This window comes from Paenibacillus sp. HJGM_3 (genome assembly GCF_045062745.1).
Taxonomy (GTDB): domain Bacteria; phylum Bacillota; class Bacilli; order Paenibacillales; family NBRC-103111; genus Paenibacillus_AA.
On record NZ_JBJGED010000032.1, the window covers coordinates 37,384 to 58,501 of the forward strand.

Sequence of the window (21,118 nt, forward strand, 5' to 3'; positions counted from 1 at the left end):
TTATTTTCAAAATATAAGGTTTTGTTTTGACTTTGTCAATTTTTTTCTTTACAATGTGGATGGTTCATTATAGCCTAGGAAGATCAGGCCCATTATTGGAGGCAAGATAGGATGAGTCAGAAGGACCAGGCATCCGTAACATCCACCAGAAGAGCGATCGTGACCTTGCTGAAGCAGCACGGCCCCATGGATGCGGTGACGTTAGCTTCCAAGCTGTCTTTGACCGGCATGGCGGTGCGCCAGCATCTATATGAGCTGCAGAACCAGGAGGTCGTAGAGTACGAAGAGGAAGCCCGTCCCATGGGCAGGCCGGCCAAGCTGTGGAGGCTCACTTCCCGGGCGAACGGCTGGTTCCCGAATGGATACTTGCAGCTATCGGTCGGGTTGCTTCAGTCGATCCGGGCGTCGTTCGGGGAGGAAGGGTTGGAGCAAGTACTGGCAATCCATAATCATGCCCAGAAGGAGCATTATAATACCCTGTCGGAGGCAGCGTCTCTGTCGGACAAGCTGCAGAGGCTGTTCGAGCTCCGCATGAACGAGGGGTATTTCGCCGAAATTCAGGAACAGGACGACGGGAGCTTCTTATTCATCCAGAAGCATTGCCCCATCCTGGACGCCGCTACAGCATGCAACGGTTTTTGCCGCAACGAGATGGAGTTGTTCCAGTCCGTGCTGGGCGATCATGTTGGAATCGAGCGGGTCGAATATCTCGTGTCGGGCGATCGCCGGTGCACTTATCGAATCATGGAACAGAAGCTTATGTAGAGCTGCCCGCTTAATCGAGTGGGCTTTTTTTGCATTGACATTTAATAGCGGCTATGATATCACTAAATTACTAATTTAGTAAATTAGTAAATATGAAGTGGATAAGAAGGGAACGAAAAACGATGGACAAGCAAAAACGCAAGGAACTGGTAGAGGAATTCAAGGAGATCAAGACATATATGGGCGTCATCCGGATTAGCAACAAAGCCAACGGCAAAATGTTCGTAGCCACCTACCCCAATCTCAAAAACAAATGGCTGATGCTGCAGAGCCAATTGGAATTGGGGAGGTTCGCGAATCTCGAGCTGCAAAAAGACTGGAAGGAGCTAGGCCCCGAGGCTTTCACGTACGAGGTGCTGGAGCAAAAAGATTCCGGCGATGTGACCGATATTAAGTGGGAGATGAAGGTGATGGAGAAGCCGTGGCTGGAAAAATTGCAGCCGTACGGAGCTAGAGGCTACAATAAACCGCCTAGGAACTGATATAATGGTGGCAACAACAGGCAAATCCTTGTAGGAATTCGGAAACGGAAAGGAGAGCGGGAGAGGCTATGCAAGGCGAGAAAACCGGGTATGAATCGATCGATCACTATATTTCCACGTTTCCTCCGGAGATTCAAACGATCTTAACCCAATTAAGGAAAGTCATCCGGGAAGCGGCTCCGGAGGCCAAGGAAAAGATCAGCTACCAAATGCCTACCTATGAGTTGCATGGCAATCTGGTGCATTTTGCGGCGTTCAAGCAGCACATTGGATTTTATCCCGCTCCGGGTGGAATTGAGGATTTCCAGGAAGAGTTGAAGAAGTACCCCCAGTCCAAGGGGGCGATCCGATTTCCGCTCAACAAACCGCTGCCCTACGAATTGATTGGCCGGATCGTACAATATCGGGTGGCCAGGAATCTCGAAAACGCCGCTTTGAAAAAGCTGAAGAAGAAGTAGCTTGAAATGCCCTCTTGGATGAGAGGGCTGTTTCTTTTTGCTTACGATGACAGTGACCAAGCTTGAGGCCTGTGTGGAGGCGAATGTGGACGTAATGATCGACGACGGACCGCACTATGCCGAGCAGTTCGCGCTAGCGGATAGGCCCCTTATTCTGTATGAGCAGCCATACAATAGGGCCGTCGCCCATGATTTGATCTATCGGGCATCCAATTGGACGGATGTCAAAAACCATCTGGATTCCCTGGCCGAACAATTCCAAAGGAGGGAGACGTTACGTTGCTGATCGCGATCAGATCCTTCTTCCTGCTTATCGTTTTCCTCTCGGAGCTAGCCGCGTTGATTGCCTACGGATACTGGGGCTTCCGGTTAGACTATCCGGTAGGGATCAAAGTGCTGGTCGGTGTTGGACTCCCTTTGCTTGTCGCTATAGGTTGGGGGCTTTTTCTCGCTCCGAAGGCCTCCTACAAAGTATCGGCAGCAATCCGATTCGTGCTGAAGGTTTTCGTGTTCGGCTTCGCTGCGGCAGCCCTCTATGCAGTCGGCCTACCGAGTCTCTCGTTTGTCTTGGGCGGGTGTGTAGTGGTGGCCCATCTAATGGTTTATGTGTTGGGTGACAAGTAGGGTTTGTTAAGAAAGTTCAATTATACTCATTGACAATGAGAATCAATTTCATTTAAAATAAAATCAATAGCCTCAAGCTTATTGACGATCGCCAACCCGGTACTTTTGGGTCGGGGGGCCGTTATTTTTTTTGCGAAAGGCGCTGGATAAATATATCGGTTCGACATATAATATATATCGATACGACATATACAAGGTTGGGATTCGAAATGTACGAATTGTTCGTATTGGGCGAGTTGATGACAGGCGAGAAGCACGGCTACATGCTGCAGGACGTGCTGAAGAACGCGGTCGGGCTGGGGCGGAAAATCAGCTCAGGGACGCTGTACCCGCTCCTCTCGCGCATGACGGAGGAAGGTTGGATCCATCTGCGTACGGAAGAAGAGACGAAAGGAGGCCGAACGAAGAAAATCTACGCGATCACGGAAACCGGACGCGCGCGATTCCTGGAGCTCATGGCGCAGCCGCTGGACGCCAACCCGGACCCCGACACGGAGCCTACGTTCCGGTTCAAAATGGTGTATTTTCAGTACGTCCCGAAGAAAGTGCGGCTGGACTGCCTCGAGCAATATTTGCATATTGTGAAGCGGGCTTACAAACATGTGGCTGATTTCGAGTCGTATCTCTTGACGCACAAGCCGGAGCCGGAGAAGCAGCGTGTACAGCTGCTGCGGGTGTTCGACCATCGCAAACGGCTGGGTGAGGTCGAGATCCAGTGGGTCACAGAAGAGATCGAACGGGTGCGGTCGCAGGAAGATTAACGAGGCAAAGTTCTCGTTTGCTATTAGGAGGAGAGAGAGTATGGAGAGACTCTGGACGAAGTCCTATATCAGCATGATGGTCGGAATGTTGGTCTTATTCACCGGGTTTTATTTGCTATTGCCCACGATGCCTCTCTTCATCAAGGAAATGGGAGGCAGCGAGTCGCAGGTCGGCCTCGCGGCGGGAGCCTTCACGCTGACCGCGGTCGTGTTCCGTCCCCTCGTCGGGGGGCTGCTCGACCGATACGGCAGAAGGCCTTTCATGATCTGGGGACTCGCCCTGTTCGTCTTGTCGATGTACCTGTACAGCTGGGTAGGCGGAATTGTGATTTTGCTGGCTTTGCGTATCCTGCACGGCGCGAGCTGGGCGTTCTCGACGACGGCGGTCAGCACCTCGGTCACGGACATCATCCCGGTCTCCCGCCGGGGGGAGGGTATGGGCTGGTTCGGCATGGCGATGACGGTGGCGATGGCGATCGGGCCGATGCTGGGTCTCTGGGTGCAGCAGAACGGGTCGTTTCACAGTTTGTTTTTGCTGGCAACGGGGCTGTCCGCGGCATCGCTGGTACTTGTGTTCTTGACTCGGATACCTTTTGAACCCAGCGCGGGAACGAGGAAAATCCAGATTTTCGATAAATCGGTTCTTCCCGTCACGACGGGGGTCTTCTTCCTGGCGGTGGCCTATGGCGGCATCACGACGTTTTTGCCTCTCTTCGCAACCTCGATCGAAGTCAACTCCGGCACCTTCTTCTTGGTGTACGCCTTGGCGCTGACGTTGGCCCGTCCGTTCGCGGGCAGGCTGTCCGACCGGCTAGGGGAGGCTGCAGTCATCCTACCGGGCCTCGCAGTGACCGTATTGGCTTTGTTGGTCCTGAGCTTCTCGAGCGGGCTCGGGGGTGTCATCGCCGCCGCCGTACTGTACGGATTAGGGTTCGGTTCGGCGCAGCCGGCACTGCAAGCGGCCAATCTGCGGTTGGCCCATCCGGACAAGAAGGGGGTGGCCAATGCTTCGTTCATGACCGCCTTCGATCTCGGCATCGGCTTGGGTGCGATCGTGCTCGGCTGGGTCTCCCAGCATACCGGCTACGAGGTTTTGTTCAGCGTGTGCGCCGCTTCTGTGGCCGTATCGGCTATGATCTTCGTGGCCGTCGTCAGGCGGCGATTGGCGGAGAGCCGAGTTATGGCGGGTTAGGGGTTGGGCCCTTTCGCTCAGGACCAGAGCTCCGATCAACTTACGCAATACGCTCGTTGTAATGCTAAGTTTACAAATAAGCAGGGGAACTTTACTAATATAGCGCCATTTTAACGATTTTCGGCAAATTGTTAGGCTAACCTGCGTTAATAGTAAGGTCAACTTTACCAATAACGAAGGTTAGGTTAACAATACAACTCATTTCGGCACAAACAGGTCAAAACTTGTAAGGCAACTAAGCTTATTAGTAAATTATGCCTTACAAGATGGACGGCAAGAAAGGATAGAACGGTTTCACGGGGGCGAGAGGCGTCCGGAGCGTCGTAGTTCGAATTTGCCGAACTGCAGGTCATCGGAAACGCTGTTGCTGCTGAATAGTTGGATTTTGCCGCATTAGAGCGTACTATTCGAGTAGACCTGCTGCGAACCAGACCTGTAAGTAGTTGAAATCGAACTGCGTCCACCTATTTCGCCCCACGATGTCATTTAATTTGACGAAATCGAATTACTCGGAGGACAGATCCAGCAGCGAGCTGCAGGTTCTTCCTGCAAGATCAGCCTGCCAGTCCCCTTTCCTGTCGGTTCCGTGTCCTCATCGAGAGAACCAGCCGGATTCCAGCAGCACACGGAACAGCAGCATCGGCCCACGCAGGCGGTGGTTTTCGTTTACACAGGAAAGCGTGGTAGAATAAGAGGAAATAAGCAGCGAGACCAGTAGAGGGGGAGAGCACGATGAGGCTGATCGAGCCAGAGGCCATCCAGCACAGGCTGGAGAGTATGAGCGGGGAAGAGCTGTACATCCATCTGGAAATGACGACGGGCGCCTATGCGGCGCATTTCGATCAGTCCAAGCATCCGGCCGCGACCTTCATCACCAATGCGAAGATCCGGTTCAGCCAAGGCTCGATCCAAGGCGGAGGGCCCTATCGCGTGGGCTTGAAGATGGAACAAGGCTGGGTCTATTCGGAAGGGCTGACCCATTATGAAGAGACCGACACCGAGAGGCTCATCCTGGCCGGGCACGATACGCAGGGCAAGCTGGTCGTCGCGCTGCAATTGGGCCGGGAGCCCTTCTGAGAGGAGAGGACCGTATGGAACGACACATCCTGGTCGTATTGCCGCATCCGGATGACGAATCTTTCGGCTTAGCGGGCACGCTGGCCATGCACATCGCACAGGGGACGCAGGTCACCTACGGCTGTCTGACCCTCGGGGAGATGGGACGGAATATGGGTATCCCGCCGTTCGCCACCCGGGTGACGCTGCCTGCGATCCGCAAGCTCGAGCTGGAAGCGTCCTGCCGCGCCATCGGCATCCAGGACCTGCGCCTGCTCGGCTTCCACGACAAAACGATCGAATTCGAAGACCGCGATCTGCTCGACGGGTGCATCGAGAGCCTCATCCGCGAGGTGAAGCCAACGCTCATCGTCACCTTCTACCCGGGCTACAGCGTACATCCGGACCATGAAGCATGCGGGGCCGCGGTCGTCCGGGCCGTCCGGAGACTGCCCGTCGGGCAGCGGCCGCCCGTGCACGCCATTGCTTTCTCCAAGAACCATGAGGAAGCGATCGGCAAGCCGGATATCGTTAACGATGTGAAGGACTATTTGCCGCAAAAGAAGGCGTCCATCGAATCGCACCGCTCGCAATTCCAGGCCGCGGAGCTGCTGGGCAGCCAGCAGTGGGGCGAGCAGGAGTTTCTGGACCGGTTCGGGACCGAGCGGTTTTGGACGTATCCCATCGATTGAGCGGAAATAAGGGGCTGACCTCCGAGTAGAGCAACTGCCGTTGCTACTCGAGGGCCAGCCCCTTCGTTGTACGCACCATCACCACGACTGGCGCAGGGCGAACAGATCGCGCAGCTCGTCGTTCGACAGCTCCGTAATCCAATTCTCCGACGTCGAAATAACGTTCTCGCTCAAGCTCATCTTGCTTTCCAGCATCTCGTCGATTTTCTCCTCCAGGGTGCCCAGGGAGATGAATTTGTGCACCTGCACGTTGCGCTTTTGTCCCATCCGGTACGCGCGGTCTGTCGCCTGGTTCTCGACTGCGGGGTTCCACCAACGGTCGAAGTGGAACACATGATTGGCCGCCGTGAGGTTGAGGCCGACGCCGCCCGCCTTCAGCGACAGGACGAAGATGCCGGGGCCCGAACCGTCGGGAGCCTGGAACGCCTCAATCATCCGGTCGCGCTCGGCCTTGGCCGTGCCGCCGTTCAGGTACAGAACGGGCTCGCTCCGATGCGCACCCAGCACGTCGGCGAGCATACGGCCCATCCCGACGTACTGGGTGAAGATCAGGCACGAGTCGCCCTCGTCGCGAAGCTCGTCGACCATCGCCACGAGCCGCTCCAGCTTCGCCGACCGCGCGACGAACGCCTCGCGGGGCTCTTCGGGCCAGCCGGCCAGCTCCTCGGCGGTCGGCGCGGCCTCCTTCGTCTGCAGCACCGGATGATCGCAGAGCTGCTTGAGCTGCGTCAGCGCCGCCAGAATCGCACCTTTGCGCTCGATGCCCTCGAGCTCGGCCATCCGCTCCATCAACCGCTTGACCGTCTGCTCGTAGAGGGCGCCCTGCTCCGCGGTCAGATTGATGTACACCTTCATCTCCTGCTTCTCCGGCAGATCGAGCTGGATCGCGGGATCGTTCTTCTTGCGCCGCAGCATGAACGGCTTCACGAGCTTCTGGAGCTGCGCGGTCCGCTCCGCATCCTGATGCTTCTCGATCGGCGCCGCGAACCGCTGCTGGAACCCGCGCTGACTCCCCAGGTACCCGGGATTCAGAAAATCATAGATCGACCACAGCTCCGACAGCCGGTTCTCGATCGGCGTGCCGGTCAGCGCGATGCGGTGCAGCGCCTGAAGGGAGCGGACGGCGGCCGACTGCTTGTTCTGTGCGTTCTTGATATTCTGGGCTTCGTCCAGACAGAGGGAGCTCCAGACGATGCCTTGCAGGGTCTCCTGGTCCAGTAGAGCCGTCGTGTATGATGTAAGGACCACGTCCATCTCGCTCCAGACGGACGCCGCCTCCTCGCGCGTCAGCCGGCCCTTCCCATAGTGCAGATGCACCCGCAGCTCGGGGGCGAAGCGGGCCAGCTCCTTCTGCCAGTTGCCGAGCACCGAGGTCGGGCAGACGAGCAAAGCCGGAGTGTCGGACTCGGCCCGATGCTGCAGCAAGTAGGCGATGAACTGGACGGTCTTGCCCAGTCCCATGTCATCGGCCAGGCAGGCGCCTAGCCCGAATGAGCGGAGGAGGCTGAGCCAGCTGAAGCCTTCTCGCTGGTATCCGCGCAGCTCGGCCCGCAGGCCTGCCGGTGCGGCGAGCGGCTCGATGTCCGACGGCTGGCCGAGCCGGCGGAGCAGCGCGAGCAGGTGGGCGTTCAGCTCCACCTCGAGCTGGACCCGGTCGTCCTCCGCCGCTTCCTCGCGGGAAGGACGGTTGCCGGCAGGCGACTGCTCCCGATCCGCTTCACTTAGCAGGTGAAGCTGCAGCACATCCTGGAGGGACAGGCCCTCCTCCGGATTCATGCTGGCCATGAGCCGCCGGATCTTCTCCATGAGCGCCGGGTCGAGCAGCACCCATTCGCCCCGGAAGCGGATGAGCCGTTCCTTGCGGCTCAGCAGCTCGGCGAATTCCGCCTCGGTCAAGTCCGCGTCGCCGATGGCGATCCGCCAGTCGAAGGCGACGATGGCGTTCAGCCCGAACAGCGACTGGCTCCGGCCCCCGGCCTCGGGGGCCACCTGCGCGCGGAGGCGCGGCTTGCGCTTCGACGCGGCCTCCCACCAGCCGGGGAGCATCACGCTCCAGCCGTCGCTCAGCAGGTCGCGGCTGTCAGCCGTCAGGAACCGCCACGCGGCTTCGTCGCTCAGCGGTTCGGCGAACAGCTCGCCGCGGTGCACCGTCTCCGGCAGCGCCGCCGCGAGCCGAGCGGCCCAGCCGGCCGAGCGCTCCCGGACGTAGGGGCTCCACTCGTGAGCCCACACGCCGGAAGCGTGGCCGTCCGCGAGCAGCCGGATCGGCACGACCGCCGATCCCTCCGACCGGTCCTGCAGCACGAGCCGCAGGCGCCAGTCCGGCGCTTCCCCGTCCGGCTCGAGCAGCTGCAGAGCCGGGCGGAACGGAGCCGGATCCGGCTTCCAGCCGAGCGCATCGAGCCACTCTGCCTCCGCGAGCCCCACCGTGGCCGCGCCGGCCCCGCCCGCCGGCCCCCCGCGGAACAGCGCCGGATACTGCCGGCGCAGCTCGGACATCGCGGCTTCGTCCGCATAGTGCTCCGAGACGACGACGGCGGAGAAGGCGGCTTGCAGACCGGTCAGCCTGTCGCCAAGATCATCCAGACGGCGGAGCGATTCCGCCTCCGCCTCCTCCAGCCCTTCGGAATCGGCAGCCCATGTCCACTGCAGCTGGCCCCCCAGATACGCTCTATAGCTGGGCCGATAACGGCCGGCCCGAGCTTCCCGGAGCAGCAGGGGCGCGGTCTCGAGCAGGGCGGTCGTCACTTCATCCCCGCCCGACCACCGGACGATGTCCACGGTATCCGGTTCGGCGAAGAAGCCCAGCACCATCTCCGCAGGGAGCACGGTTACGACGAGCTCCCCGGCGTGCCGCTGCTCCAGCAGGGTGCCATAGCAGGAGGGCTCATGCCAGGCGAACAGCAGGCTTCGGAATTTCTCGCTGGCCACAGCTCTCCCGTCCTGCTGCCCCCAGAGCAGAGCGTCTCCGTTATCCGTGAGCACCGCATGTACAGTCATTTCCACCAAGTTGAGATTCATTCCGCCAGCTTTCCTTTCTTAATCTCCTCATGCAGCGCCCGGAGCCGGTTATGCCGTTCCAAGAACCCGTCCAAGAAACCTTCCCACCGGTCGATTCGTTTCAGTTTTTTGTAGATTTTAAACAGCCGCTTCAGCAGCTTGACCGCCAGCTTGTAATTTTGTCGGTTCTTCTGGCTCACATAAAACTCGATCCCCTGATGATAATACGGCACCAGCAGCTCAGGCGCTTCCTTCTCGATCGGCTGCAGCACGCTGACGCGATATTGGAGGGGGTCACGGCCTAGCCAGAGCTGGATCTCCAGCCAGGGCTTCCAACGGTGCTGCTCGTACAGCCAGTTTTCGATAAAGGGCGCCGAAAGGGGCAGCATGCCTCTAAGGAAATCCAACATCGGCTCTTCGACTTCGGGACGATGAACGGCCGCTTCCTTCCAGAACGCCATATAGACTTGGAACTCCTGGCCCCGCAGGTGCTGGAATTGGGGTCTCATCCGGCTCAACCAATCCACCAGAGCTTTCCAATTGCGGGAAGCGGATAGATGATTGAGGAAAGGGAGGAATAAACTCGCAGGCGCTTGAGTGAACGAATCGCTCGCTTCCAAGGCTGCCCAAGCTTCTTCGATTTTGGATTGCTGAAGGTAATGGAACGCCTTCAAGGCCTGAAGCGGAAAGGAGAGCGACTCCCCGGGCAGTTGCTCGAGCTCGTCCAATTCCTGGGACACCCACCCCCCCGCCTCCGGTCGGGAAGCGATCAAAGCTTTCCATAGCGCCATATACAAGCCATAATCCCGCATCCGCAGCCCAGGCTCTTCCGCTATTTGTTGCCTCATATACCTCAATGTCTGCGTGAGCCGTTCCGTGGACAGGGTGAGATTGAAGGCGGCGGATTGCTGCCGCAATGTATGCTGCACATCCTCATACATCCGCTGCAGCGCGAATCCAGTGTAGTGGCCTGCATGGCCCTGAGCGTCCAACTCCTTCAGCTTACGCAGGACGAACAAGTGCTGATGCAGCTCATAGTAGAGCCAGTCGATGGCGGTGAACGGGATTGAACGAGGGCTGAGCCTCTGCAACTGATGTCGCAGCATCTCCGTATACTTCCCAGGGTCGTAGGCCGGCTTTACAAAAGAAGTCGCCTCCTCCCAGAACGCATGCCAACCGGCGACATCGAGTTGGGGCAACTGCTGAAGCACCGACTGTGCGGGGGCTGCCGTCTGCACTCGCTTCTGGTACATGCGGGCGTTCACAACTTGAGAAGCCGGGTACCCGAGACGATCCGCCAGCTCCATAATGACGGCCGCAAGATGCTTGCAATTCGAGCGAACCGGGCAGGTACAGGTGCTGGATGCGAACCGGTTCAGATTCAACACGACCTGATACGTCTCCGTGCCGGTCACCTTTGCTTGCACCACGCGTTCCTCCGCGGTAATGCGCAGCGACTCGACGAATTGCTGCTTGAAATATTGATACCCCCGGCTCAAGGTCACCTCATTGAAATGACGGCCTACTTGCCCGAGAAGCTCTTCCCACTGCTCATCGTTTAATGCAGGTCGATTGCTATCACTCATTTTCCAAAAAACTCCTTGCCAATCATGAAAGATTCTATCAATCTTATTATAGAATGGGAGACGGGGAAATTCGACACCTACATGATTCGGCAGCCTCCCTCATATGTTTGATAGTGGAAGGGGGATTAGCCTTTGTGGATCTTGTTGCTGCTTGTTGTCGGATGCCTATGTGGGTTTCTGTTGTTTCGTCAAAACACATTGACTGTCGCTCCCCCCTCGAATCCCGGGCAGCGTAGGCTGTCCGTCATCATTCCTGCGAGGAACGAAGCTTTGAATCTGCCGGCCCTGCTAGCCTCCCTCCGGTCGCAAACGATGCGGCCCTATGAAATCATCGTGGTGGACGACGGTTCGGAGGACGGTACGGGGGCGGTTGCGGCCAGCTATGGGGTGAAGGTCGTGAAGAACGGAAGCCTCCCTGAGGGCTGGACCGGGAAAAGCTGGGCGGTCTGGAACGGGTACCGGCATGCGACCGGCGATACGTTCGTTTTCCTGGATGCCGACATCCGCTTGGCGCCTCAAGCGCTCGCCTCCTTGATCGAAGCCCGCGAGCGCACCGACGGTGTCATCTCCGTGGTCCCGTACCACTACACAGAGAAGTTTTACGAACGGCTGGCCCTGATCCCGAATGTGCTGGGGACGTTTGCGTTTACATCGATTTTTGAGAAGAGCAATCCGAAGAAAGGCTTGTACGGCTCCTGCATCGTCGCCTTGCGGGAGGATTACGAGACCATCAACGGGCATGAGAGCATCCGGGCGGAAATATTGGACGATCTGTTCCTCGGCTCGAAATTCGTGGAAGCGGGCATCCCGGTCACGAACTATATCGGCGGCGGCCTGGTGTCGTTCCGGATGTATCCGCAGGGGATCCGAAGCGAGATCGAAGGGTTCAGCAAAGGTGCCGTCTTGAGCACCTCGACCCTCAGTCCGTGGACGATCGTCCCGGTAGCTCTCTGGGTGGTTGGACTTGTCGTCTCCGAATCGGTGTTTGCCTTTGTCGGCACTTCCTGGGTGTGGCCTCTACTGATCGGGTATTTGCTATACATGGCGCAATTGTTTTACTTCGTTAAATATGTGGGGGTGTTCGGGATCGTCATGCCGGTCCTGCATGTGCTGTCGACTCTGTTCTTCCTGGGCATCATGGTGTACTCGGCTTATCAAGTTACGGTGTTGGGACACGTTCGCTGGAAGGGCAGGCAGGTGCGGGTAGGCGGGAGGCGGGAGCTATGATTGTTGTGCTGACGGCGGTCGCCTTTCTATCGGGGTCGCTCATGTTTTCGTACTGGCTGGGCTTGTGGGCGCGCCACAACCTGAGGCTCGTCGGCGACGGCAATCCGGGGGCGCTGAACCTGTGGAAGGCGTCGGGCTATAAGCTTGGTCTGGCGGGCATCGTGCTCGATTTTGGCAAAGGGTATGTGCCTGTTCTGCTGGTGCTGGCGCTGGGCCACGATTATGTCTCCGGGCTCGGAATCGTTCCGGTCGCGCTCGCTCCCATCACGGGACATGCGTTCTCTCCGTTCCTGCAGGGGAAGGGCGGCAAAGCCATCGCGGTCACTTTCGGCGTCTGGAGTGCGCTCACGCGATTCGAGGTGTCGCTCGCGTATGCCGTCATCCTCGCGGTGCTGCTCGCGGTATCGCGGTGGATCGCCAAGGGCAGGACGACTTCCGAGGCGGACGGCCTGCAGGTTGTGGGCGGGCTGCTGCTCGTCGGCGGGTACGTGTGGCTCAGGGCGTTCCCGGTCGAGATCGGGTGGGTGTGGCTCGGGAGCTTCTTGCTGCTGTCGTATACACATCGGGCCGAGCTGACGAGGTGGTGGAGGCGGAGGCGAAACCGCCGCTTGATATAGACAATGCGGATGGGAAACGTCATTGCTGAGCCCAGTCATCCCTCAACACATACCCCGCCGCCAGCTCAATCTCCCGAAACCCGGCCATCTGCCGGCCTTGATACACAAGCGGGGCGTTCCCGCCCATAAGAATAATGTTCTGCAGCTCCGTCATCCCTTCCGAAGGCAGCAGGAACGACTTCGTATACGGGTACACCTCGCGCAGCGTCGTGTGTACGGCACGGATGTGCGGGTCCTGCTCGTGCTTCGCCATCAGGTTGAGCAGCACCGCCCCTCGGGGATCCAGCTTCCTGCGCGTCAGCTCGAAAAATTCCCGCGAAACAAGCTGCCGAGGGGTTCCCAGGTGCGTAAAGGCGTCGACGACGATATAGTCGAAGCTATGATCCCGCTCCCCCTGCAAGAGCACCCGGCCGTCGCCGACCGTTACGTTGTCCTGAGCGTACCCGAACCAGCTCCGACTGACCTCCACGACCGCTTCATCCAGCTCCGCCACCCGCACGCGCTTGTCCGCATAATGACGGGCGAGCGTCCCGATCCCATGGCCGATCACGAAAACGTCCTCGAACGATGGACGATTCATCTCCATTAGATGGATGAGGGCCCGCGGGTATTCGAACACGATCCGGTCCGGTTCATCGAGATCCATAGCCCCTTGCACAGCCTCATTCGAAAATTGCAGTACCCGAAACCGTCCTCTCTCGCCATACAGCTCCGACGTCTCATAGACGGTGATCGTATGATGCGGGGTGGAGATTTGATGCAGAGCTTGCATAAGGTCAACTCCGTTCATTTTCCGTTGAAGGTATAGTTTTGACATGCCAAGGGCGTATCCCTGCTAGAGAGGGCTCAGGGCCATGCTGTTCGGCGGCAAGACATTGGCCGACCCGCTTCGGCAGCAGGCCGGGTCCTGGGAAGGGGCGCAGTCGATCCTGATCGGCATTGCGGCGAACAAGTCGATCGCGGAGCGGCGTCCCATTCGGGTCCGCGGCTTGCTGGAGGGCGAAGGGGTATGGAGCGGTGCCCATTCCTAGTGCGACGAGGCCTCGTGGTCGTTCGACAGCCGGGTGATCTCGAACAGCTTGAACAGCAGGCTGAATAGGATCGCAACTACGGTCGCGAGCGCCATGCCTGAGAGGGAGAAGCTGCCGATCGCGATGCGCACGCCGCTCAGGCCGGTGATGAGGACGATGAGCGTCAGGAACAGGTTGGTCGGCCGGCTATAGTCGACCTTCGACTCGACGAGCATCCGGAAGCCGGATGCGGCGATAACGCCGAATAACAGAAGCGACACGCCGCCCATGACGGGGACCGGGATGTTGGAGATAAGCGCCGAGAACTTGCCCAGGAACGAGAGCAGGATGGCGAACACCGCCGCGCCTCCGATGACGAAGGTGGAGTAGACACGGGTGATGGCCAGCACCCCGATGTTCTCCCCGTAGGTCGTGTTCGGCGTGGAGCCGATGAAGGCGGACAGCATCGTGGAGATGCCGTTGCCGAGGAGCGACCGGTGTAGTCCGGGATCGCGGGACAAGTCCTTGTGCACGATATTGCCGGTCACGATGAGATGCCCGATATGCTCCGCGATGACGACGAGCGAGGCGGGCAGGATCGTCAGGATCGCGGCCCATTCGAACGTCGGGGGCGTGAAGGTCGGAGCGTCGAACCATGGCTTGTCGGCAACGGCCTCGAAGCTCACCTCGTTCAGGAAGACGGCGAGCACGTAGCCGGTGACGATCCCGAAGAGGATCGGGATGATGCGCATGAAGCCCCGGAACAGCACGGAGCCGAGCAGCGTTACGCCGAGCGTGACCGTCGACAGCGCGATGGCCCGGCCGTCGGGCGTCCAGTCGGCAGCCGCATCGGCCGGCGGGATCCAGCCGGCCATCCGGGCGGCGACCGGCACGAGCTCGAGACCGATGACGGCGATGATCGCGCCCATGGCGGCCGGCGGGAAGAGGACGTGGATCCAGCCGGTCCCGGCGGCCCGGATGAGCAGGGCGACGACGGTGAACACGAGCCCGGCGGCGAGGAAGCCTCCGAGTGCGGCCGCATAGCCGCCGGCCGGCGCGGCGTGCTGGCCGATGACGGCACCCGTAGGGGCGATGAAGGCGAAGCTCGAGCCTAGGTAGGCGGGAATCTTGCCTTGGCAGATCCAGATGTACAGCAGCGTGCCGATGCCGTTCATCAGCAGGCAGATCGCGGGATCGACGCCGAGCAGGTTCGGCACCAGCACGGTCGAGCCGAACATCGCGAACAGGTGCTGCAGGCTCAGCATGAAGCTTTGCCCAAGGGGCGGTCTTTCGTGAACTCCGATTTCTTGTCTCATGGCGATATGTTCCTCCTGGCAGCAATTGGGCTATGATGACCAGCATGATCTGGATCGGCCGCTTTCATACTGTATCATAACGCATGCCGCCCTTTCCGACAAAAAAGGCGGCCTTCCACAAAAAGTGAAGCTTGCCGCTCCCCTTCCTTAAGCCTATACTGCGGGTGAAAAGTCGGCCGCGGTGTCAGATCAAACCGCCGGCCGCTCAATAAAGGGGGAGTGTGGAAGATGAACGTTCAGCTGGACCGCCGTGTCCGCCAAGAGAACGGACGCGAGCTCGTGTCGCTGGGGCTAGACGGGGGCCACGTCGGGCATCATTATTTCACCGCGATGAGCTGGTTGTCGGACAGCCGGCATCTGGTGCTCGCCATTGGGATCGATCCCGAGACGCTCGCTTGCTCGTATGCAGTCGTGGATACCGTTACGGGAAAGGGCGAGCTCATCGTCGAACGGTCGGAGTGGGGCTGCGGAGTCGTGTCGCGGCAGGATGTGTTCTTCGGCCTGCTGGAGGAAGGGACGCGGGTGTTCGCTTACGATGCGTCAACGGGGCGACTCGATGTGATTGGCCAGGCGGAGGCGGGGACGAGGCTGCACGGACCGTTGTCCATCGCAGGCGACGGGGAGACGATCGGGCTCAGCTGGAGCCGCGGCGACCGCTCGGTCATCGGGGTCCTTCACGTACGTACGGGGGAGCTGGAAGCGATTATCGAGCCTTCGTTCTCGGAGCCCTACCCGGTGGCCAATCACGCGATGATCAATCCGGTTCATCCGGAGCTCGTGTTCTATGCGCACGAAGGCCGCACGGAGCACATCCCGGACCGGCTCTGGGTGGTGAACCGCACGACGGGCGAAGCCCGCAATATATTTCGCCAGCAGAAGCTCGAAGACGGCACGCACGGACAATACGTCGGCCATGAGATGTGGGCGCCTGACGGGAGCGGGCTAATCTTCGTCGCTTATGCGCAAAGTCCCTGGAAACCGACCGGCATCTATTATGCGGAGAAGGATGGGGAGACGTCCCGGTTCGTGAACGGGGACCACAAGTACTGGCATGTAGCCGCGAGCCCGGACGGGCGCTGGCTCGTGGCGGACACCCAGGAGCCGGATCATGTAGCCTCCATCGTGCGGATCGAGGCGGCAAGCGGGACGTCCGAGTTGCTCGTCCGCCTGCCCTATTGGCCACGGCATCCCGGCCATCCGCACCCTTCTTTCAGTCCGGATGGCCGCCGGATTGTATTCACGTATGCGGGTGAAGGCGGCGCCTTGCGGGTAGGCATCCTGGAGCCCTGACAAAGCTGCCGTGTATCCCATGAAGCGGAGTCCTGTTTGCGCAGGGCTCTTTTGTATCATAACGATTCCGCTTTTCCCAACAAAAAGGCAGCCTTCCACAAATAAAGCCGGTAACCAGTCATAAAGACAGGAACCGGCTTTCCATTATTCTGTCATTCCGACATAGAATCCATTAATTCTTAGTGCCGTCTTGTTCGGCAACGAGGGGAATGACGAACGGCTGCCCCGCTTGAATGTCGTACACATATCCTTTTGAAAAATCGTTCGTATCCTTATAGCTTCGGATGAATGTAATGTCGCCGACATCAAGCGCGTACGTGTGCGACCCAATTTCCCGAACCCCCAGGATCAGGTAGGAGGCGTTGCGCACGCCGTCATTCTGAATCCGGATCAGATTGCCGATTAGCCGTGTTGGATCGATCCCTTTCAGATTGGCGTTAACGATGACCTCATTTTTGACGGAAAGTTCCTTCGTGAAGTCCACAACCGTACCGGTTACGGAGGATTGGATGCCGTTCAGCATTCCGCCTTTGGGCCCGCTTATTTTAGAGCCTTCGTGCACAAAAGCGTGCTCCGTCGAGCCGTTCACTTCGGAATAGACGCCGAATGCTCCTTTGAAATGGATCCGATCGCCTACGATGTACATCATCTCCGGATTTAATGTGCTGATAATCGTATCCGTACGTCCGTTTGTCAGCTTCACTTGTACCGCGCGCGCTTCGTTCGGGTCCACGGCCGCACCGTCCTCGGTCTTGATACTCACGGACGAGATGGATTCGATAAACCGTTCCCCTACATAAGGCTCGATTACGGAAGTGAACAAGCTGCGCAAATTTTCCCCCGAACGGTGGGCGATCATGTATTTCAGGCTGGCCGGATTCCCAGGTTTGTTCTGCGGAGGAATCCCATCCGCCAATGCCACCTCGTCGACATCGTTCAGCATCGTCAATCGGAGATGGATATCCGTCTCCGGCTTGATCACTTTATACGAGTCCACGATGTCCCAATCGACACTGAACCCGCCTGCCGGGGACGCGGCCCTCTCAACGTTTTTCAGGAAATGGAACCCGGCGCCGGTGTAGCCGTATCCGCTGCCGGCATTTTGCTCCGGTCTTTGCCCGTATTCCACATTGGGCCCGGCATAGGTTCCCGTAGGCTGCGGGACCAATTGAAGTCCATCGGTGGTTACAGCACCCTCCGCGCCGTGGAAACTGAAATGATGGTCGTTGCCGCCGTATACCCGGAAGAAGTCGACGTGATAAGAATTCGCGTCATCCACTTTGATCATCGCCGTCGTACGACGATACATCTCGGTTTGCGTATATACGAGGGGAGCCTCGGCTTCAAACAGCTTCACCCGGTCCCCATCCACATACGCTCGAGGAATGGCCACGATTTGTTCGTTTTGCGCCGTCTTGTCGACCATCACGGTGTTATGGCTGATCGTGTTCCTTACCCATTCGTGACGATGAGGCTGCACGCCGTCGGCCACTTCCGGGTAACCCAAGTCCGGCGAAACGTCCAGACCGAATGCATGCACGCCGATGTTCAGCGTGTCCCGATGACCGTGGCCGCCGTTGCGCCCATAGTACATCCACAGATCGCGCAGCGTGTTCTCCCCGTAGGTCGCATCCCGGCGGGTTCTCTCCTGCTCGTTCAGCAGCGCCAGTTCGATCAAGCCAAGCTTGTAGCCTGTCGCTTTTTCATAGCGTCCCGTGCTGACGAACGTAATTTGATGCGAGCCTTTTGTCAGCGGCCCCAAAGATACCGGCTCATGCTCGTAGTTCCCTCCGAAGAAATCCATCTGCGCGACGGTCTGGCCGTCGATCTTGACGTCATAAACACCGTACGCCACATTCCGCAGCGGCTTCACGCTGACCTCATAAGTATCGGTTGCCGGTACGTCAAACGAGAAGGTAATCGAGTCCCCGGGAGCGGAAGCCCCGAACTCGATGGCTGCACTATCTACGATCGGTGCGACAGCCTTGCTCTTTTCCACAATGTCCATACTGGGGAAGCGGTAGCGGATGCCGTAATCGAACAGCGGAGCCTCGCCGTCTCTCAACGCGGTAAAGCCGTAGCCCCCCATGTAGGTGCTGTTCATATTAAGAGGACCTGACTTGGCGATGACCGATTCGATGTCTTTTTTGATTCTTTCCGGATCGGGAGAATAAATGCCCCCGTTAATGCCTTCTGTGCTGTTATTGTTCAAGAAATAGGCCAGTTGGGCGAATACCGGATCGCCGTAGAGATCAAACGCCTTGACCGCTTGCTCCAGCTTCAGCGATACGCCGGGAGCGCCGGTTGCCGCGTTGTCCCCGATCGGGACATTGTACTTGCCCACCATCAGGAAGGGATAAAGGCTTTTGAACATTTTGGCGTACTTCACGTTTTTGAACAAATCGGCCGCCGGATACTTGTCGTACCAGTTCAAAATATCGGCCGTAATCCGGTTGTAATCGACCCAGATGCGGTTATATTGCGGAGCGGACTCGTTGCCTTGGCCGTCCCGGTCCACGTCGTTCACAAGCATGCTCATGATGTTGCCGCCCGTTACCCTGTACGGATCGCTGAGGAGTTCGCCCGGCTGGAAGTTGAAGTCGAGCCATTCCTTCGTCTCCGGAAGAGTATCGTACACGACCGCCGCCATGGATAATGTAGATTGATGTGTTCCTGTATTACCGCGGATTTGCGCGTTTTTGACGCCCTGGTATACCTCGCGTACGATTCCGTCTTCAATGTTTCGGCGAATGGCCGCTGCGGTCGATTTGTCCGCTATCTTGTATTGATTGGCCTTGCCCGACAAAAATCGGATCAAATCCGGATCGTCCATAACGGGGAAGAAGGCGTCGTACGCTTCAACAAAGATCCGAACGAGCGAAGTCTCCCAAATCGATCCGACAATCTTGCCTTTGTTCGTTCCGCCATGACTGTTCAGGAACCACGTCTGATTGAATTTCGCTACATCCATTTCCGGATAAACGTCCGCAATTCGGTCCAACAGCACCGTTCCGGCTTTGGCGTATTTCGGGTCCCCTGTCAACACGTAAGCGTCCCGCAGCGTGCTGATTGCGCGGTTCATATATCCGCTGTACCAGAGCATCCAATGGTTGTAGTAAGCGATAAACGTATAGCGATTGCCTTGGTCGTCCACCCAGCCGAAGCCGTCATCGACTCCCCAAGTCGGACCTTTTTCCGGATACAGAGTATTGACCAGCAGGCTGCGGTCCGCCTTATTCGGCTGGAATATCCCGTGTTCGTCGAGTCCGCTCCGGTAGTAGGCGCCGAAGTCATTGGTCGGAAACTTGTAGCCGCTGCTCGGGTCGGTAATCTTCCAGGGCTCGGTAATCGGATTGCCCAAGTACGGATAGTTGCCGAATTTATCGATTTCTTTGCCGGTAACCGGACTTCCCATCTTTTGATTGACCGCGTAGCTTCTCGGGAGTGTCGGGCTTGAAACGAGATTCCATAGAGTTTCCCAGTCCTGACTGACGTACGCTTCCGCGTTGGCTACCACCGCATCGCGCTGCAGCTGGGCCCATTCGTACTTTTGCACATTTTGTCTGGCCGCCGCCACCTTTTCGGGAGTGAAATAAGTGCTGCGGGATTTTCCGTTATCAACTGTAATCCCCAGGCTGCTTCCCTTGGTGACCCCGTTTAAGGTAACGGTTGCTGAGACCGTCGTTTGGCCGGCTGAAACCGGAGAGACTATCCCGCTGTCGTCGATGGAAGCCGCCGCTGGGTTGCTGTTCGTGTAAGCGATGGCTGCTCCGCCTAAACTGGCCTCGGCATCATCGTTCATCCACCCTTTTACGATCAGCTTGTTCGCCTTTCCCATGAGGAGCAGAGGAGTGCTGCGACCATTGTCCAAAGACAACGCAATGCGATCCAGCTCCTGCTTGGCAAACACCTGTACTTCCTTTTCCGCTTGCTTGGTTACGCCGTTCAGCGTCACGGTCGCTGTGAACAGCGAGGAACCGGGCTGCTTGGCGGTCAGCTTGCCGTACACTGCATCGGCGACGGAAGGATTTCCGCTGACCACCGATAGGTTCGCCGTTGCCAGCCCGGCCTCGGTTCCGTCATCCATTTTTCCAGTCACCTTGAGGTCTGTTTGTTGATTTACGATAAGATTAGGCTTGGCAATCTCCAAGGAGACCGTGTCCAACTGGGCGGGTCCAGGCCTTTGCGTTATGATAAACTCGGTAGGAAACATATAATAGTTGGTGCCCGGCTTGCCCGCAACCTGCAGGCGCAAAGTGTGCTTGCCGGCTGTCAGCGGGATCGTCTTCAGCGGCTTGACCGGGCCGGGCCCGCCCATATTATAGAAGCTGTATTGACCTATTGCCGCTCCGTCGACGGAAAGGGTTGCCAGAGCGCCGCCATATGTATTGTATCCGCTGAACGACAACAAGTAATGACCGTCTGACGGAATGGTGAACTCGAAATCCCTGAATTGATTGGGCGCCGTCGGACTGATCAGCGCTCCGTAGCTGGCCGGTTTTACGGCAGGAGAGGCGTTCGGGTCGCCCACTAGGCTCCAGCCGGGCTGCACGGGTGCTCCGGGAAACAAATTGGCGAACTTGTACACGATCTGTACCGCTTCTTCCGCGGCGTGTGCACTTTCTGGAAAACGGAGAAGGCCGGAGCTGGAGAAGAGCATGGCGCATAAAAGAAGGATGACCGATTTTTTAGCGGTTTTACCGAAGAATATTTTCATAAAGTTCCCTCCTTACGAAAAAGATGGTACGAAAACATGAAAACGCTTACAAAAAGGAAACGGCATCTGCAGCGAAACTCTTCAACGGTCGTACTCATTCAGCATTTTTCCATATATCCCTCCAATCAAAAGAGTATTCTGATTTTAAAAAAAAGATTGTATCATACATTTATGAATATAAGATACATATATGGTTAAGTCAAGTACATTTGAAGGCGGTTTTGCGCCGGGGGGTTGCTCCGGACGGGTACTGATCATTATGGAACAAGATCGTTTATTGCAATGGGTTACTATTCTTTCTCAGTTATCTATGGTCTTTAATTAA

The 21,118-nt window shown here is 57.8% G+C and carries 18 protein-coding genes; 13 read left to right on the plus strand and 5 right to left on the minus strand.

Annotated features, from left to right (window positions below):
- Nucleotides 1-111 precede the first annotated feature (111 nt).
- The 9 genes from ACI5FR_RS27795 to bshB2 all read left to right on the plus strand — a co-directional run bounded on the left by ACI5FR_RS27795 (nucleotide 112) and on the right by bshB2 (nucleotide 6,030).
- Nucleotides 112-765, plus strand: a complete 654-nt coding sequence (locus tag ACI5FR_RS27795; protein WP_405460583.1) for a helix-turn-helix transcriptional regulator — start codon at nucleotides 112-114, stop codon at nucleotides 763-765.
- A gap of 122 nt (nucleotides 766-887) precedes the next feature.
- Nucleotides 888-1,247 carry a GIY-YIG nuclease family protein gene (locus ACI5FR_RS27800; RefSeq protein ID WP_405460586.1) on the plus strand — a complete coding sequence of 120 codons (360 nt, stop codon included), beginning with the start codon at nucleotides 888-890 and terminating at the stop codon, nucleotides 1,245-1,247.
- A gap of 68 nt (nucleotides 1,248-1,315) precedes the next feature.
- Complete coding sequence (locus ACI5FR_RS27805) at nucleotides 1,316-1,705, plus strand: iron chaperone (protein ID WP_405460588.1); 390 nt, start codon at nucleotides 1,316-1,318, stop codon at nucleotides 1,703-1,705.
- A 46-nt stretch (nucleotides 1,706-1,751) separates the two neighbouring features.
- The gene (locus tag ACI5FR_RS27810) at nucleotides 1,752-1,991 is read left to right on the plus strand and encodes a 5' nucleotidase, NT5C type (RefSeq protein WP_405460664.1); all 240 of its coding nucleotides are present in this window, start codon (nucleotides 1,752-1,754) and stop codon (nucleotides 1,989-1,991) included.
- Nucleotides 1,985-2,329 carry a YrdB family protein gene (locus ACI5FR_RS27815; RefSeq protein WP_405460590.1) on the plus strand — a complete coding sequence of 115 codons (345 nt, stop codon included), beginning with the start codon at nucleotides 1,985-1,987 and terminating at the stop codon, nucleotides 2,327-2,329. The genes ACI5FR_RS27810 and ACI5FR_RS27815 overlap by 7 nt, the downstream gene beginning before the upstream one ends.
- Nucleotides 2,330-2,538: 209 nt before the next feature.
- Entirely contained in the window at nucleotides 2,539-3,090 is a 552-nt protein-coding gene (locus tag ACI5FR_RS27820) for a PadR family transcriptional regulator (RefSeq protein ID WP_405460592.1), read from the plus strand.
- Between the two features lie 40 nt (nucleotides 3,091-3,130).
- Complete coding sequence (locus ACI5FR_RS27825; protein WP_405460594.1) at nucleotides 3,131-4,282, plus strand: MFS transporter; 1,152 nt, start codon at nucleotides 3,131-3,133, stop codon at nucleotides 4,280-4,282.
- Nucleotides 4,283-5,014: 732 nt separating this feature from the next.
- Nucleotides 5,015-5,359: a YojF family protein gene (locus ACI5FR_RS27830; RefSeq protein WP_405460596.1), complete on the plus strand. Its 345-nt coding sequence runs from the start codon at nucleotides 5,015-5,017 to the stop codon at nucleotides 5,357-5,359.
- A gap of 14 nt (nucleotides 5,360-5,373) precedes the next feature.
- On the plus strand, nucleotides 5,374-6,030 hold the full coding sequence (gene bshB2 / locus ACI5FR_RS27835; protein WP_405460598.1) for a bacillithiol biosynthesis deacetylase BshB2: 657 nt from the start codon (nucleotides 5,374-5,376) through the stop codon (nucleotides 6,028-6,030).
- 78 nt (nucleotides 6,031-6,108) lie between these two features.
- Here the strand turns inward: bshB2 and ACI5FR_RS27840 are convergent, their stop codons facing one another.
- Nucleotides 6,109-9,051, minus strand: coding sequence for a DEAD/DEAH box helicase (locus tag ACI5FR_RS27840; RefSeq protein ID WP_405460600.1), 2,943 nt, complete (start codon nucleotides 9,049-9,051; stop codon nucleotides 6,109-6,111).
- Nucleotides 9,048-10,616, minus strand: coding sequence for an SWIM zinc finger family protein (locus ACI5FR_RS27845; RefSeq protein WP_405460601.1), 1,569 nt, complete (start codon nucleotides 10,614-10,616; stop codon nucleotides 9,048-9,050). The genes ACI5FR_RS27840 and ACI5FR_RS27845 overlap by 4 nt, the downstream gene beginning before the upstream one ends.
- A 132-nt stretch (nucleotides 10,617-10,748) precedes the next feature.
- On the opposite strand from ACI5FR_RS27845, the gene ACI5FR_RS27850 reads away from it, so the two are divergent.
- Together ACI5FR_RS27850 and ACI5FR_RS27855 are read left to right on the plus strand one after the other, a co-directional pair.
- Nucleotides 10,749-11,843 carry a glycosyltransferase gene (locus ACI5FR_RS27850; RefSeq protein ID WP_405460603.1) on the plus strand — a complete coding sequence of 365 codons (1,095 nt, stop codon included), beginning with the start codon at nucleotides 10,749-10,751 and terminating at the stop codon, nucleotides 11,841-11,843.
- The gene (locus ACI5FR_RS27855) at nucleotides 11,840-12,460 is read left to right on the plus strand and encodes a glycerol-3-phosphate acyltransferase (protein WP_405460605.1); all 621 of its coding nucleotides are present in this window, start codon (nucleotides 11,840-11,842) and stop codon (nucleotides 12,458-12,460) included. The genes ACI5FR_RS27850 and ACI5FR_RS27855 overlap by 4 nt, the downstream gene beginning before the upstream one ends.
- A 19-nt stretch (nucleotides 12,461-12,479) precedes the next feature.
- Here the strand turns inward: ACI5FR_RS27855 and ACI5FR_RS27860 are convergent, their stop codons facing one another.
- Nucleotides 12,480-13,232: a spermidine synthase gene (locus ACI5FR_RS27860; RefSeq protein ID WP_405460607.1), complete on the minus strand. Its 753-nt coding sequence runs from the start codon at nucleotides 13,230-13,232 to the stop codon at nucleotides 12,480-12,482.
- Between the two features lie 82 nt (nucleotides 13,233-13,314).
- Here ACI5FR_RS27860 and ACI5FR_RS27865 point away from each other — a divergent pair, with 82 nt between their 5' ends.
- Entirely contained in the window at nucleotides 13,315-13,491 is a 177-nt protein-coding gene (locus ACI5FR_RS27865) for a hypothetical protein (protein WP_405460608.1), read from the plus strand.
- On the opposite strand, the gene uraA is transcribed toward ACI5FR_RS27865, so the two are convergent.
- Nucleotides 13,488-14,786 (minus strand): uracil permease, encoded by a 1,299-nt coding sequence (gene uraA / locus ACI5FR_RS27870; RefSeq protein WP_405460609.1) that lies wholly within the window; start codon nucleotides 14,784-14,786, stop codon nucleotides 13,488-13,490. The two genes, ACI5FR_RS27865 and uraA, sit on opposite strands and share 4 nt — an antisense overlap.
- Before the next feature lie 228 nt (nucleotides 14,787-15,014).
- On the opposite strand from uraA, the gene ACI5FR_RS27875 reads away from it, so the two are divergent.
- On the plus strand, nucleotides 15,015-16,076 hold the full coding sequence (locus ACI5FR_RS27875; RefSeq protein ID WP_405460611.1) for a TolB family protein: 1,062 nt from the start codon (nucleotides 15,015-15,017) through the stop codon (nucleotides 16,074-16,076).
- A gap of 172 nt (nucleotides 16,077-16,248) precedes the next feature.
- Here ACI5FR_RS27875 and ACI5FR_RS27880 read toward each other — a convergent pair whose 3' ends face one another.
- Complete coding sequence (locus ACI5FR_RS27880) at nucleotides 16,249-20,793, minus strand: heparinase II/III domain-containing protein (RefSeq protein WP_405460614.1); 4,545 nt, start codon at nucleotides 20,791-20,793, stop codon at nucleotides 16,249-16,251.
- Nucleotides 20,794-21,118 lie beyond the last annotated feature (325 nt).

What these genes read in the sequence shown, in the direction of transcription:
- ACI5FR_RS27795 (WP_405460583.1), top strand. Translation starts at nt 112, where the DNA reads ATGAGTCAGAAGGACCAGGCATCCGTAACATCCACCAGAAGAGCGATC.
- ACI5FR_RS27800 (WP_405460586.1), top strand. Translation starts at nt 888, where the DNA reads ATGGACAAGCAAAAACGCAAGGAACTGGTAGAGGAATTCAAGGAGATC.
- ACI5FR_RS27805 (WP_405460588.1), top strand. Translation starts at nt 1,316, where the DNA reads ATGCAAGGCGAGAAAACCGGGTATGAATCGATCGATCACTATATTTCC.
- ACI5FR_RS27810 (WP_405460664.1), top strand. Translation starts at nt 1,752, where the DNA reads ATGACAGTGACCAAGCTTGAGGCCTGTGTGGAGGCGAATGTGGACGTA.
- ACI5FR_RS27820 (WP_405460592.1), top strand. Translation starts at nt 2,539, where the DNA reads ATGTACGAATTGTTCGTATTGGGCGAGTTGATGACAGGCGAGAAGCAC.
- ACI5FR_RS27825 (WP_405460594.1), top strand. Translation starts at nt 3,131, where the DNA reads ATGGAGAGACTCTGGACGAAGTCCTATATCAGCATGATGGTCGGAATG.
- ACI5FR_RS27830 (WP_405460596.1), top strand. Translation starts at nt 5,015, where the DNA reads ATGAGGCTGATCGAGCCAGAGGCCATCCAGCACAGGCTGGAGAGTATG.
- bshB2 (WP_405460598.1), top strand. Translation starts at nt 5,374, where the DNA reads ATGGAACGACACATCCTGGTCGTATTGCCGCATCCGGATGACGAATCT.
- ACI5FR_RS27840 (WP_405460600.1), bottom strand. Translation starts at nt 9,051, where the DNA reads ATGAATCTCAACTTGGTGGAAATGACTGTACATGCGGTGCTCACGGAT.
- ACI5FR_RS27845 (WP_405460601.1), bottom strand. Translation starts at nt 10,616, where the DNA reads ATGAGTGATAGCAATCGACCTGCATTAAACGATGAGCAGTGGGAAGAG.
- ACI5FR_RS27855 (WP_405460605.1), top strand. Translation starts at nt 11,840, where the DNA reads ATGATTGTTGTGCTGACGGCGGTCGCCTTTCTATCGGGGTCGCTCATG.
- ACI5FR_RS27860 (WP_405460607.1), bottom strand. Translation starts at nt 13,232, where the DNA reads ATGCAAGCTCTGCATCAAATCTCCACCCCGCATCATACGATCACCGTC.
- ACI5FR_RS27865 (WP_405460608.1), top strand. Translation starts at nt 13,315, where the DNA reads ATGCTGTTCGGCGGCAAGACATTGGCCGACCCGCTTCGGCAGCAGGCC.
- uraA (WP_405460609.1), bottom strand. Translation starts at nt 14,786, where the DNA reads ATGAGACAAGAAATCGGAGTTCACGAAAGACCGCCCCTTGGGCAAAGC.
- ACI5FR_RS27875 (WP_405460611.1), top strand. Translation starts at nt 15,015, where the DNA reads ATGAACGTTCAGCTGGACCGCCGTGTCCGCCAAGAGAACGGACGCGAG.
- ACI5FR_RS27880 (WP_405460614.1), bottom strand. Translation starts at nt 20,793, where the DNA reads ATGAAAATATTCTTCGGTAAAACCGCTAAAAAATCGGTCATCCTTCTT.